11 protein-coding genes are annotated in these 12,407 nt (G+C 72.0%); 5 read left to right on the forward strand and 6 right to left on the reverse strand.

The annotated features are described in order from the left end of the window. The first annotated feature begins 30 nt into the window (after window positions 1-30). The 4 genes from ACP6CK_RS02595 to ACP6CK_RS02610 are packed head-to-tail and all read left to right on the forward strand — an operon-like array spanning window position 31 to window position 4,516. A complete protein-coding gene (locus tag ACP6CK_RS02595) occupies window positions 31-1,323 on the forward strand; it encodes an ArgE/DapE family deacylase (RefSeq protein WP_426957212.1) in 1,293 nt (430 codons plus the stop codon). Then, window positions 1,320-2,561, forward strand: coding sequence for a Zn-dependent hydrolase (locus tag ACP6CK_RS02600; RefSeq protein ID WP_426957213.1), 1,242 nt, complete (start codon window positions 1,320-1,322; stop codon window positions 2,559-2,561). Before ACP6CK_RS02595 ends, ACP6CK_RS02600 begins: the two co-directional genes overlap by 4 nt. 4 nt (window positions 2,562-2,565) lie before the next feature. Further along, window positions 2,566-4,059, forward strand: coding sequence for a M81 family metallopeptidase (locus ACP6CK_RS02605; RefSeq protein WP_426957214.1), 1,494 nt, complete (start codon window positions 2,566-2,568; stop codon window positions 4,057-4,059). Window positions 4,060-4,066: 7 nt separating this feature from the next. Continuing rightward, a complete protein-coding gene (locus ACP6CK_RS02610; protein ID WP_426957215.1) occupies window positions 4,067-4,516 on the forward strand; it encodes a GNAT family N-acetyltransferase in 450 nt (149 codons plus the stop codon). On the opposite strand, the gene ACP6CK_RS02615 is transcribed toward ACP6CK_RS02610, so the two are convergent. From ACP6CK_RS02615 to ACP6CK_RS02625, 3 genes are all read right to left on the reverse strand, one after another. After that, window positions 4,517-5,446 carry a sugar kinase gene (locus tag ACP6CK_RS02615; protein WP_426957216.1) on the reverse strand — a complete coding sequence of 310 codons (930 nt, stop codon included), beginning with the start codon at window positions 5,444-5,446 and terminating at the stop codon, window positions 4,517-4,519. Beyond that, window positions 5,443-6,072 (reverse strand): bifunctional 4-hydroxy-2-oxoglutarate aldolase/2-dehydro-3-deoxy-phosphogluconate aldolase, encoded by a 630-nt coding sequence (locus tag ACP6CK_RS02620; protein WP_426957217.1) that lies wholly within the window; start codon window positions 6,070-6,072, stop codon window positions 5,443-5,445. The genes ACP6CK_RS02615 and ACP6CK_RS02620 overlap by 4 nt, the downstream gene beginning before the upstream one ends. A 164-nt stretch (window positions 6,073-6,236) precedes the next feature. Further along, window positions 6,237-9,032: a glycosyltransferase gene (locus tag ACP6CK_RS02625; protein WP_426957218.1), complete on the reverse strand. Its 2,796-nt coding sequence runs from the start codon at window positions 9,030-9,032 to the stop codon at window positions 6,237-6,239. 277 nt (window positions 9,033-9,309) lie between these two features. On the opposite strand from ACP6CK_RS02625, the gene ACP6CK_RS02630 reads away from it, so the two are divergent. Further along, complete coding sequence (locus ACP6CK_RS02630) at window positions 9,310-10,644, forward strand: hemolysin family protein (RefSeq protein WP_426959850.1); 1,335 nt, start codon at window positions 9,310-9,312, stop codon at window positions 10,642-10,644. Between the two features lie 24 nt (window positions 10,645-10,668). On the opposite strand, the gene ACP6CK_RS02635 is transcribed toward ACP6CK_RS02630, so the two are convergent. From ACP6CK_RS02635 to ACP6CK_RS02645, 3 genes are all read right to left on the reverse strand, one after another. After that, window positions 10,669-11,121, reverse strand: coding sequence for a DoxX family protein (locus ACP6CK_RS02635; protein WP_426957219.1), 453 nt, complete (start codon window positions 11,119-11,121; stop codon window positions 10,669-10,671). A 382-nt stretch (window positions 11,122-11,503) separates the two neighbouring features. Continuing rightward, entirely contained in the window at window positions 11,504-12,001 is a 498-nt protein-coding gene (gene gpt, locus ACP6CK_RS02640) for a xanthine phosphoribosyltransferase (protein WP_426957220.1), read from the reverse strand. Window positions 12,002-12,047: 46 nt separating this feature from the next. Next, on the reverse strand, window positions 12,048-12,401 hold the full coding sequence (locus tag ACP6CK_RS02645) for a tRNA-binding protein (RefSeq protein WP_426957221.1): 354 nt from the start codon (window positions 12,399-12,401) through the stop codon (window positions 12,048-12,050). Window positions 12,402-12,407 lie beyond the last annotated feature (6 nt).

The following is a 12,407-nucleotide window of genomic DNA, read 5'->3' on the forward strand; positions in this document are numbered from 1 at the left end:
GGAGACCCCGGGCGTTGCATGGTGGCCGGGATGATCAAACTTGACCCCGGCGCGCGGCGCGCCATCCTGGATGCCGTCACGGCCCTTGAATCGGATGCCGTGGAGCGGCTGGCCGGCTTGGTGCGGTGCGAATCGACGCTCGGGCGGGAGGCGGGCGCGCTCGACCGGATGGCGGAAGAGTATGCCGCGCTCGGGCTGGCGCCGCGCCGCATTCCCACGGTCCCGGAGGCGATGCGGGACCACCCGGGCCTGTCGCCGCCGCTGATCTCCTACGCCGGCCGGGACAACGTCGCCGCGATCCACACGCCGCGGGAGGTGCGTGGGCGCAGCCTGGCGATGCAGGGCCATGTGGACGTGGTGCCGGAGGGCGCGGCCGACCTCTGGCTGACGCCGCCCTACGAGCCCTCGGTCCGCGACGGGCGGATGTACGGGCGCGGGGCGGGAGACATGAAGGCCGGGATCATCTCGTACCTCACCGCCTTCCGGGCGCTGCGGATGGCCGGATTGCAGCCGGCGGCGCCGGTGCAGATGCAGGCGGTGATCGAGGAGGAGTGCACGGGCAACGGCGCGCTGGCCACGATGCTGGCGATGCCGAAGACCGACGCGGTGGTGATCCCGGAGCCCGGACCGGGGATGGCCGCCATGTATTCGGCCGAGGTCGGCGTCGTCTGGGCCTGGGTGACAGTCACCGGCCGCCCCGTGCATGTGCGGGACATGCACGCCGGGATCAACGCCATCGAGGCAGCGATGCGGATCGCGGCCCGCTTCAAGGACTACGAGAACGAGCGGAACCGGGCGGAGAACATCCATGCCGCCTTCCACGGCGTGAACCATCCGGTGAACGTGAACCTCGGCACGGTCGAGGGCGGGGAGTGGAACAGCAGCGTGCCCACCCGCGCCCGCGTCGGGCTTCGAGTGGGCGTGATGCTCGGCTACACCGCCGCGCAGACGCGCGCCGACATCGAGCGCATCGTGGCGGAGGCCGCCGCCGATCCCGCGCTGCGCGGGACGAAGGTCTCGCTGGAGTTCAAGGGCTTCATGGCCGATCCCTGCGCCTTCGATATGGAGAGCGACATCGCCCGACTGGCGCAGCGCTGCTACGCCGAGGCCGCGGGAAGCGAGCTTCGCCATTATCCCGCGACGGGGCTGACGGACGGTCGATTCTTCACCCTGTACCAGGACACGCCCGTGGCCTGCTTCGGGCCGGAGGCGCAGGAGATCCATGGCATCGACGAGAGCGTGTCGCTCTCCTCCATGCACGACATCACGCGCAGCATCGCGCTGCTGATGGCGGAGTGGTGCGGGGTGGAGAAGGCGGGGTGAGCAACCTCCCGCTCTCCGGCGGGCGCCTGTGGGATTCGCTGATGGAGATGGCGCGGATCGGCGCCACGCCGAAGGGCGGTTGCGACCGTCAGGCGCTGACCGCGCTGGACGGCGACGGGCGCGCTCTGCTGGCGCGTTGGGGCGCGGAGATCGGGCTGACCCTGACAACGGACCGGCTGGGGAACATGGCGCTGCGGCGTCCCGGGCGCGACGCGTCCCGCAGGCCCGTCGCGATCGGCAGCCACCTGGACACCCAGCCCACGGGCGGGAAGTTCGACGGGGTGCTCGGCGTCCTGGCGGGGCTGGAGGTGCTGCGCGCGCTGCACGAATCCGGCACGGAGACCGAGGCCCCGATCGTCCTGGTCAACTGGACGAACGAGGAGGGGGCGCGCTTCTCCCCGCCGATGCTCGGCAGCGGCGCGGCCATGGGCGCCTTCACCGAGGCGGAGACGCTCGACCGTCGCGACCCGGACGGGGTGCGCTTCGGTGATGCGCTGCGCGCGATCGGGTGGGAGGGCGATGCCGATCCCGCCGCACTGCGCGATCTGGACGCCTATTTCGAGCTGCACATCGAGCAAGGCCCGGTGCTGGAGCGGGAGGGGCTGGACGTGGGCATCGTCACCCACGCTCTGGCGCAGCAATGGTTCGACGTGACCGTGACCGGTGAGGAATCGCATGCCGGCAGCGCCATGTCGCACCGGCGCGACGCGCTGGTGGCCGCGGCGATCCTGATCGAGGCGCTGGAGGGCATCGCCCGGCAGGCCGGCGGCGACGGGCGCGCGACGGTGGGGCGGATCGCGGTGGAGCCGGCCAGTCGCAACGTCGTCCCGGCCCGCGCCGCCTTCAGCGTGGACCTGCGCCACGGGAATGAGGCGGCGCTGGATCGCATGGCGGCCGCCCTGCGGGAGCGCGCGGCGGCGGTCGCGGTGGAGCGCGGCCTGACGATCGAAGTGGCACCCTTCTGGTCCTTCCCCCAGACGCCTTTCGACCCGACCCTCGCGCAACGCCTGCGCGACGCGGCCAGCACCCGCGGCCTGCGCTGGCGCGACATGCCGACCGGCATCGGCCATGACGCGGTCTACGTGGCGCGGCGCGTGCCGGCGGTGATGCTCTTTTCCCCCTGCGAGGGCGGGATCAGCCACAACGAGGCCGAGGCCATCACCCCCGAATGGGCCGAGGCGGCGCTGCTCGTCCTGGCCGACGCGGTCGTCGCCACCGCCGGAATCGCTGGAGATTAGACCCATGCGCATCGCCATCGGCGGCTTTCTGCATGAGAGCCATTCCTTCGCCCCGCGCGCGACCGCCTGGGCCGATTTCCTGCAACCGGGCGGCTTTCCCGCGCCGCAGCGCCCCGCCGGGCTGGTGATGGCGCTGCGCGGCACCTCCGTCCCGGCCGCCGGCGCCATCGTCGCGGCGGAACATGCGGGGGTGAAGATCGCGCCGCTCTCCTGGGCCTTCGCGAACCCGGCGGGCCCGGTGACGGCGGAGGCGTTCGAGCGGATCTCGGCCTGGATCGTCGGCGACCTATCGGACGCGCTGGAGGAGGGGCCGCTGGACGGCATCTACCTCGACCTGCACGGGGCGATGGTGGCGGACGCCTTTCCGGACGCTGAGGGAGAGCTTCTGCGGCGGGTCCGCGCCATCGCCGGGCCGGACATGCCGATCACCATCAGCCTCGATCCCCACGCCAACATGACCGCGGAGATGGTGGAACGGTGCGATGCCGCGGCGCCGTTCCGCACCTACCCCCATGTGGACATGAAGCAGGCGGGCGCGCGCGCGCTCAAGCTGTTGGTGGAGCGCATCCGCCGCGGCAGCCCCTATGCCAAGGCGTACCGGCAGGTGGATTTCTGGCTGCCCATCACCAGCCAGTGCACGATGGTCCCCCCGATGAGCGAGGTCTACGCGGAGCGCGACCGCATCGCGACGCGGCACGGCGTGTCGGAGCTCGCCTTCTGCTTCGGCTTTCCCTACGCCGACTTTCCGGGCTGCGGCATGGCCATCGCCGCCTATGCCGCGGACCAGGCGGCGGCCGACGCGGCCGCGGACGAGTTCCTGGCCCTGCTGAACCGGCGCGAACGGGACTTCGACGCGGAGATCCTGCCCGCCGACCGCGCGGTGGCGGAGGCGATGAAGGGGAGCGGCACGCGCCCCGTCGTCATCGCGGACACGCAGGACAATCCCGGCGGCGGCGGCCATGGCGACACGACCGGGCTGCTGGCGGAGCTGATCCGGCAGAACGCGCGGAAGGCCGTGCTCGGACTGATCAACGATGCCGACAGCGCCCGCGCCTGCCACGCGGCCGGGGAGGGCGCCACGGTCTCGCTCAAGCTGGGCGGGAAGAGCGACGGGGCGCCGCTGGACGTGAACGCCCGCGTGCTGCGGCTCTCGAACGGGCGCTTCACGTGCACCGGACCGATGGCGGCCGGGAACCCGGCGGATCTCGGGCCGTCCGCGCTGATCGCCATCGGCGGGGTGCGCGCGATCGTCGCCAGCCGCAAGATGCAGGCCTATGATCAGGCGCTGTTCCGGCACCTGGGCGTGGAGCCCGCCGCGGAGGCGATCATCGCCGTGAAGTCCAGCGTCCATTTCCGCGCCGACTTCCAGCCGATCGCCGAGCGGGTGATCGTCGCCGCGGCGCCCGGGCCGGTGGTGGCCGATCCCGCGACGCTGCCCTTCCAGAATCTCCGCTCCGGGCTGCGTTTGCGCCCCGGCGCGAATGATCGCACGCCCTGAACCGCCGATGAGCGTCGCCGTCCTTCGCACCATTGCGTTGCCCTCGGGCCTCCCCGCCCTGCGAGACCGCGCGGAGGCAGAGGGGTTCCGGATGCTGCGCGTACTCGAGGAGGACTGGGTGGACGGCTCCGTCCGCTTCAACGGGGCGGGCGAGGCGCTGTTCACCCTGGTCGAGGGCGCGACGCTGCTCGGCATCGGCGGCGTGACCCAGGACCCCTACGCGGATGCGGGTACGGCGCGGGTGCGGCGGCTCTACGTGGATGCGTCCCGCCGGCGGAAGGGGCTGGGGCGGATGCTGGTGGACGCGATCGTCGAGCACGCGGCGGCCAACGGCTTCCGCCTGATCCGCGTCCGCGCGCCGGACCCCGCCGGCGCGTTCTACGAGCGCTGCGGCTTTCTTCGCGACATCAGCACGGGCTCCGCCACGCATTCCCGGCCGCTGACGCCGCCGGGCTGATCAGCCGCTCTCCGCCAGGAAGGCGCGAACGGCCTCCGCGCGGGGGATCGGGGCCACGGCACCGTAGCCCGTGGTGGCGAGGGCGGCGGCCGCATTGGCGTAGCGGGCGGCTTCCTCCGGCGCATCGCCCGCCAGGAGGCGGGCCAGGAAGCTGCCGCCGAAGGTGTCCCCGGCGCCGGTCGCGTCCACCGCCCTGACCCTGCGGCCCGGCACGCGGGTGCGGCCGTCCCGCGTGGCGACGAGGCAGCCCTCCTTGCCGAGTTTCAGCACCACCAGGGGGCAGAGGCGGAGATAGAAGTCGGCAACCGCGTCCACCTCCTTCAGCCCGGTCAGGATCTCCGCGTCCTCCAGCGAGGGAAGGGCGATGTCGGCCATGCCGATCGCCGCGTGGATCACCGCGGCCGCCCGGCGCGCGGGCCAGAGGGCGGGGCGGTAGTTCGTGTCGTAAGAGACGCGAACCCCGGCCGCTTTCGCCACCTCCATCGCGCGGAATCCGGCGTCGCAGGCCGAGGGCGAGATCGCCTGGCTGATGCCGGAAAGGTGCAGGATGCGGGCGGCGCGGATCGCGTCCTCCGGCACGTCGCCCGGACCCATGAGGCTGGCCGCGGAGCCGTGGCGGTAGAACGTGAAGTGGTGGCCGTCCTCGTCGTGGGAGACGACGTAGAGACCGGTCGGCGCGTCCTTGCGGCGCCGGACAGTGCCGCTGTCCACGCCCTCCTTTTTCCAGAGCGCGATGAAGGAATCGCCGGGCGCGTCCGTGCCGATGGCGGTGATATAGCCCGCCCGGGCGCCGCTACGGGCGGCGGCGACGGCGGCGTTCGAGGTGTCGCCGCCATGCCCCTGCAGGTAGAGCGTCCGGCCGTCCTCGCCGGCCGGCTGCTGGTTCATCTCCAGCATGGGCTCGCCCATGCAGAGGAGCTCCGCGTTCATGCCTGGCGCAGCCCGAGCACGTCGAGGGCGGCGGCCTGGACGGCGGCGCGGTTGCCGGCCGCGACGAGGCCCTCATCCACCAGCTTGCCGCCCATGCCGACGAAAGCGGCGCCGGCATCGAGGTAGTCTCCGACCTCGCGTGCCGCAACGCCGCCGGTGGGGCAGAAGGCGACCTTCGGGAAGACGGAGCGCAGCGCCCTCAGATGCGCCACGCCCCCGGCCGAGGAGGCAGGGAAGATTTTGACCACATCGGCGCCCGCGGCCAGCGCCTCCCGGACCTCGGTTGGGGTGAGGGCGCCGAGCATGACCGTGGCGCCGGCGGCCCGGGCCGGTGCGACGACCGTGGGCTCCACCCAGGGGGAGACGAGGAACCGGGCACCGGCGGAGAGGCAGGCTTCGGCGGAGGCGGCGTCCGGCACGGTGCCCGCGCCTACGAGCAGGTCGGGGTCCGAGGACAGGTCGCGGATGAGCGCGGGCGCGTCCGGGATAGTCATGGTGATCTCGAAGACCGTGATCCCGGCCTCCCGCAGCCAGCTCACCGCCGTCGCGGCCCGGGCCGCGGAGGAGAGGCGCACCACCGGCACCACGCGCGCCTTGCGCAGCCGCTCCATCACCTCGTCGGCCATGCCGTGTCCTCCCCTGAACGCGCCGGGCGACGATCTCCGCTTCGGGGCCGGATGGCCACCGCGGCGATCGGCTCCCGCCTGGCGGGATGGGAACGCAGATCCGCTGAAAACGAAAGCGGCCCGCGGGATCGCTCCCGCGAGCCGCCTTGAGGATGGGGCGGGAACTACCCCTCCGTGCGTGCCACCGCCTGACCGGCCGTGGACTGGGCCGACACCGCGCCGGGCGTGCCCGCCAGCACCGGCTGGCTCGCCGGCAGCGCCGCGATCAGCGCCATGGAGACCGCGGCGAGGTACGGGATCGCCTGCACCCCGAGGATGACGGTCCAGAGGATCGCCTCCCAGGTGCCCGCCCTGTGGGCGACCGTGATGCCCACGGCCGCGAGGAGGAGGAGAAGGAGCATGATCCCTTCCTGCCGCGCGGTCAGCAGGCCCTGCACCAGGGCGGGGGCGTTCTCCATCTTCGGCGTGCGGGCGAAATGGGCCCGCCGCTTGAAGAAGCCCTGCCACACCGCCTTACCGATGGTGTGGGTCAGCGCCAGCCCGCCCAGGGCCGCGCCCAGCCGGTCCCAGGGCCCGCAGGCCACCCGCGCCCGGTAGAGCGTCCAGATCTGCGCGAGCTTGAAGACGAAGAGTCCGAGGCTCGGCAGCATGAAGAGCAGGATCGGGAACTCGTCCGAAAGGCCGATGGCCGTCAGCGCCGTGCGAACCCACTCCGTGCTGAAGGCGGTCCCGAGCAGCACGACCTCGGGGTGGATGCGCGTCAGCGGGATCGCGATCAGGCCGATGGACCAGATGAGACCGCCGATGACGAAGGCCAGACCCAGCGCGTCGCCCACCCAGGGCATCCATCCCATGACGAAGTGGAAGCGCTGCCCCTGCGTCAGGGACCGGTCAAAGGGGTTGAGCAGCGCGCGCCAATGCCCCTTGCAGATCTGCACGGCGCCGAAGGCCCAGCGGTGGCGTTGCTTGCGGTAGGCGGCGAAGTCGTCCGGCATGACGCCGCGGCCCATGGAATCCGGCACGTAGACCGCCTCCCAGCCCGCGCGCATCAGCTTCAGGCCGAGCTCGCTGTCCTCGCAGATGCACCACTCCGCCCAGCCGCCGGCCGCCTCCATCGCGGACTTGCGGATCAGCGTCATGGTGCCGTGCTGGATGATGGCGTTGCGCTCGTTGCGCGTGACCATGCCCGCCTTGAAGAAGCCGGCGTACTCCCAGAACATCAGGCGCTTGAACAGGCCGCCCTCGCCGTCCCGGTAGTCCTGCGGGGACTGGGTGAAGCCGACCTCCGGCCGCTGGAAGAAGGGCACCATTCGGCGCAGCCAGTCCGGGCGCACGATGTAGTCGCTGTCCAGCACGCCGATGACCTCGGCGTCGGGCGCGGTCTCCCGCAGGGCGAAGTTCAGCGCGCCGGCCTTGAAGCCCGGCCACTGGCCCAGGTGGAAGAAGCGGAAGCGCCCGCCGAGCCGCGCGCAGTGCTCGGCCACCGGCTCCCACAGCGCCGGGTCCTTCGTGTTGTTGTCGATCACCAGGACCTCGAAGTCCGGGTAGTCGAGCTCGGCCAGCGCATCGAGGGTCTGGCGCACCATCGCCGGCGGCTCGTTGCAGATCGGCAGATGGACCGAGACCTTCGGCAGCCGCGCACCGACCGGCGCGGGCAGGGCGGGCCAGCGGCGCTTGTTCACCCGGCCCCACACCGTCTCGGCTAGCTCGAAGCCATCCGAGAGGAGCAGCGCGAGGAGCAGCGCCTGGCCGGCGATGAGCGCCGCCCAGACGATCCCCGCGGCGGTAGAGAGATAGGTCTCGCTCATCGCCAGGATGACGGTCGTGGTCAGCGCCACCGCGCCCTGTGACAGGGCCGCGAGCAGCAGCTTGCCCTGCCAGCGGATGTCAGGCCGGCGCTTCAGGAAGAAGAAGGTGCAGAGGAAGGCGAAGAGGCTCGCGCCGAGGGCCCAGAAGGCCCAGCCGGGCGTCTCCTGCACGGCGCCGACCAGCGGCCACTTCGGCGCGCGGTCGAGGTCGTACATGCCCCAGTGGCCGGCCGCGCGGCCCTCGAAGGACACCTTCCACGGCTGGTCGAAGGCCTCCATGACGAAGTAGTCGAGGCCGCGCTGCTCCGCGATGTTGAAGAAGGTGCGGAGGAACTGGGCCTGGTTCACCCGGGTGGCGCGGGCGGCGCCGATGTCGCGGCCGTCCGAGGGCCAGCCGACCTCGCCGATGACGATCCGCTTGCCGGGGAAGCGCGCCTGCACGGCGTCGTACTTCTCCATGATGAAGCGGAGCGCGTCGTCCACCGGCAGCCCCTCCCAGTAGGGAAGGAGGTGGATGGTGATGAAGTCCACCGCCTCGCCGAGCTCGGGGTGGTCCATCCAGACGTGCCAGGGCTCGGCGGTCGAGACGGGCTGGCGCACCTGCCGGCGGACCTGCTGGATGTACCCGACCATCTGGGCGGGGGTCAGATCGCCGCGCAGCACCGCCTCGTTGCCGACCAGCACGCGCTCGACGTTGCGGCTCTCCCGCGCGACCTGCACGAGCCGCCGGATCTCGGCCGCGTTCCGGTCGAGCCGGCGATCCAGCCAGGAGCCGAGGGTGATGCGGAGGTCGAGGCCCGTGCTCCAGGCGATCTCGGGGATGCGCTCGAGCCCGCCATGGGCGGCGTAGGTTCGCACGTGCCGGGTCATCGGCGCGACCCGGCGGAGGTCGGCCTCGATCTGCTCGGCGTTTGGCCAACGCTCGCCTTCAGCGCTCTGGCCGCGCTGGTAGGGGGCGAAGGCGAGGCCGTTCACCTGCCCCCGGAAATCGGGCATCGCGACCGGCTGGTTCAGCGCCCACCAGGTGCCGAGATGCGCCAGGGCGACGAGGGCCAGGACGATCAGGGTGCCGCGGTGGCGGGAGAGGCGGCTCGGGAGAGGGGTGGCGTTGGGGGTTGTCCGGCTGAACTGCGGGGCAACATGCGCGGTCATCGCGGGATGGGCTCCGGCGCGAGTTGCCCGCCTCACCGCCCGGCCGATCCGGGCTGGCGCGAATCGGGAACTGTTGCGCTCGGACGTGATTAACGTGAGCGGGTGCGGCGCGGTTCCGGCCCAAATGGGGCAATATTGCGGCGCAGCATCGTTGCTGCCCACGAAACGGGCGAGGATCGCGTCGGACCGGTGCCGCCTGCTCTTCCTGCGGGCGGAGGCCATGCCCTATGCAGGCGCGGCGCCCGCCTTCGGGCGCGTGAAAGGTTACGGACGGTTCATGTCGGCCTTGCTGGAGATCGGGATCATCCTGGTCCTGGTCCTGATCAACGGCCTCTTCGCCATGAGCGAGCTGGCGATCGTCTCCGCCCGGCGGGCACGGCTCTCGGCGATGGAACGGGGCGGGTCGGCCGCCGCGCGGACGGCCCTCGCCCTGTCGGACGATGCCGAGCGGTTCCTGCCGACCGTGCAGGTCGGCATCACCCTGGTCGGTGTCGGCGCGGGCACCTTCGGCGGTGCGCGGCTGTCGGCCACCCTCGGGCCCTTGCTGGATTCGGTTCCCGGCGTCGCACCCTATGGCGGCGAGGCGGCGCTGGCCCTCGTCGTGGTCATGATCACCTACCTCTCCCTCATTTTGGGGGAGCTGGTGCCGAAGCAACTCGCCCTGCGGAATCCGGAGGCGATCGCGGTCCTCGTGGCGCGCCCCATGGCGGCGCTGTCCCGCTTCTCGGCGCCGGTGGTCTGGTTGCTGTCGCGCTCCTCCGCCCTCGTGCTCCGCCTCCTCGGTGCGCACCACCCGGTGGAGCAGTCCGTGACGGAAGAGGAGGTGAAGGCGGTGGTGGCCGAGGGCGCCGAGGCCGGCGCGCTGGAGACGGAAGAGCGCCACATGATCGAGCGCGTTCTGCGGCTGGCCGACAAGCCGATCCGCGCCCTGATGACGCCGCGGACCGAGGTGGTCTGGCTCGACCGCGCCGCCACCGCCGAGGAGGTCGCCGAGCGGCTGCGGGCGGAACCGGTGAACCGCTTCATCGTCGCCGACGGGCGGGTGGACAACGTGGTGGGGGTCGCCGCGGCGAAGGACCTTCTTGACCAGGTGCTCTCCGGCCGCCCCCTCTCCGTGGCGGAGGCGCTGCGGCAGCCCCTGGTGCTGCCGGACAACCTCTCCGCCCTCGATGCGCTGGAGCGCATCCGGCAAAACTCCCTCGGCCTCGCGCTCGTTATGGATGAGTACGGGTCCTTCGAAGGGGTGGTCACCGCCTCCGACCTGCTGGAGGCGATCGTGGGGGAGCTGGGCTCGGCCGATAGCGTCCCCCCGGCCGGCCCCGCGGTGGAACGCCACGACGGAAGCCTGCTGCTGGACGGGATGATGCCGAGCGACGAGCTGCGCGCCCGGCTGGACCTACCGGCCCTGCCGCAGCCCGGCACCTATCACACGGTGGCCGGGCTGATGCTGGCACTGCTGCGGCGGGTTCCCACGGAGGGGGATCGCATCGTCTTCGGCGGTTGGCGCTTCGAGATCGTCGACATGGACGGGCGCCGCGTGGACAAGGTCATGGCCGCCCGCGACGAGCCGCCGGTGGCGGCCGAGGCCGATAGCCCCGCGACCACCGGCTGATCCGGGGCCGCGGGGCGGGGCGGCTCAGCCCCGCGCGGCCGCGAGGCGGGGGGCGAGGACGGTCTCGTCCCGGACCGTGCGGACCCAGTGCGCCTGGACCGCGGCGAGGGCGAGGCCCGCGCACATCCCGATATGTTCCACGGCAACGTGCATGTGGACCACCGCCTCTTCGCCCTGGAAGCGCCAGAAGGCGTGGACCAGCGGGATGGTGAGCAGGGTAAAGACGGCCAGCCAGCCGGCGCCGAGCCAGGCGTGGCGGCCATGGATCACCAGGGCGGAGCCGGTGATCTGGGTGATGATGGTGGCCACCGCGATCACCGCCGCGGGCTGGAGGTTGAACATCGCCATCTCCGCAAGGGTGGCGTTGAAGTCGGCGATCTTCGCGAGGCCGGCGGCCCAGAAGGGGAAGGTGACGACCACGCGCATGAGGATGCCGAAGGCGCGGTTGTCCAGGATGGCGGCGATGGGGCTGGGCATGAGAATTCCGGCAGCAGGGGGCGTCGTCGCGCCCGTTTCGATGGCGCCGGAGAATGCTCAGGAACGGTCGCGTCGAGAGCGCATGACGGCGCCGTTCGTGTCGCGCCTGTCGCGCGCGACCGCTCGCGCTCAACCCGGCTCCCCCGGCGCCCGGGGCCCTCGCATTGGGCCGGCGTGCAGCTTCGCCTCTGCCGAAGCTTTCTTGGCGAACCGCTGCGCCAAGGCCCTCGGGATGACGGTCGGGACAGCGGCCAGCGTGCTCGCCTCCGCTGCGAAGATGCGGTGATTGGGCACCGCCGCATGAAAGAGGTTCACGCGCAGGGCCGCGGCTCGTCGGGGCCGTGACCCCTCGCCAGCCTGCGTCGGGAAACGGGGCGACCTTCTAGTTGCCCGCCGCGGCAGTCTTCGCGATCGGCGCGATGAACTGGGGCTCGGTGTCCCAGGGAAAGAGGATCCAGGTGTCCTGGCTCACCTCGGTGATGAAGGTGTCCACCAGGGGCTTGCCGGCGGGCTTGGCATAGACGGTGGCGAAATGGGCCTTCGGCAGCAGGCCACGCACCACGCGGGCGGTGGTACCGGTGTCCACCAGGTCGTCCAGCAGCAGCCAGCCGTCGCCGTCTCCGGCCGCGATGGGCGACTTCACCACGCGCGGGATGCCCCGCTCCTCCTCGTCATAGGTGACGACGGAGACGCTCTCGATCAATCGGAGATCGAGTTCCCGCGCCACGATGGCGGCGGGGATCAGCCCGCCCCGCGTGATGGCGACGACGCCTCGGAAGCGGCCCTCGTCCGGACCCTTGCCGTGCAGGCGCCAGGCGAGCGCCTTGCTGTCGCGGTGCAGCTGGTCCCAGGTGACGGTGTAGTAGCGCGGCGCGGCCATGCGGGGTCCTCGGGCGGGGGCTGTCGGTTCGGGCGGGACGCGGGGCTCAGAAGAGGCGGCCGCCATCTGGCACCGGCTGGTCCGGGCGGATCAGGACCACCTCGCCCGCCGGATCGGGGACGCCGAGGACGAGCACCTCGCTCTCGAAGCCAGCGATGCGGCGGGGCGGGAAGTTCACCACCGCGAGCACCTGCCGCCCGATGAGCGATTCGGGCGTGTAGTGCGCGGTGACCTGGGCGGAGGAGCGGCGCACGCCGATCGCGCCGCCGAAATCCACCCGAAGCTGGAAGGCGGGCTTCCGGGCGGCTGGGAAGGGTTGGGCATCCACGATGGTGCCGACCCGGATATCCAGGCGCTGGAAATCCTCGATCGTGGCCTGGGCGGGGGCGGGCGCGTCCATGGGTCG

Origin of the sequence: Muricoccus radiodurans (genome assembly GCF_050154705.1) — a bacterium.
GTDB classification, from domain to species: Bacteria; Pseudomonadota; Alphaproteobacteria; order Acetobacterales; family Acetobacteraceae; genus Roseomonas; species Roseomonas radiodurans.

Excerpts from the sequence above, each read along its gene's own strand:
- ACP6CK_RS02595 (WP_426957212.1), top strand. The coding sequence starts at position 31 with ATGATCAAACTTGACCCCGGCGCGCGGCGCGCCATCCTGGATGCCGTC.
- ACP6CK_RS02605 (WP_426957214.1), top strand. The coding sequence starts at position 2,566 with ATGCGCATCGCCATCGGCGGCTTTCTGCATGAGAGCCATTCCTTCGCC.
- ACP6CK_RS02610 (WP_426957215.1), top strand. The coding sequence starts at position 4,067 with ATGAGCGTCGCCGTCCTTCGCACCATTGCGTTGCCCTCGGGCCTCCCC.
- ACP6CK_RS02615 (WP_426957216.1), bottom strand. The coding sequence starts at position 5,446 with ATGAACGCGGAGCTCCTCTGCATGGGCGAGCCCATGCTGGAGATGAAC.
- ACP6CK_RS02620 (WP_426957217.1), bottom strand. The coding sequence starts at position 6,072 with ATGGCCGACGAGGTGATGGAGCGGCTGCGCAAGGCGCGCGTGGTGCCG.
- ACP6CK_RS02625 (WP_426957218.1), bottom strand. The coding sequence starts at position 9,032 with ATGACCGCGCATGTTGCCCCGCAGTTCAGCCGGACAACCCCCAACGCC.
- ACP6CK_RS02630 (WP_426959850.1), top strand. The coding sequence starts at position 9,310 with ATGTCGGCCTTGCTGGAGATCGGGATCATCCTGGTCCTGGTCCTGATC.
- ACP6CK_RS02635 (WP_426957219.1), bottom strand. The coding sequence starts at position 11,121 with ATGCCCAGCCCCATCGCCGCCATCCTGGACAACCGCGCCTTCGGCATC.
- gpt (WP_426957220.1), bottom strand. The coding sequence starts at position 12,001 with ATGGCCGCGCCGCGCTACTACACCGTCACCTGGGACCAGCTGCACCGC.
- ACP6CK_RS02645 (WP_426957221.1), bottom strand. The coding sequence starts at position 12,401 with ATGGACGCGCCCGCCCCCGCCCAGGCCACGATCGAGGATTTCCAGCGC.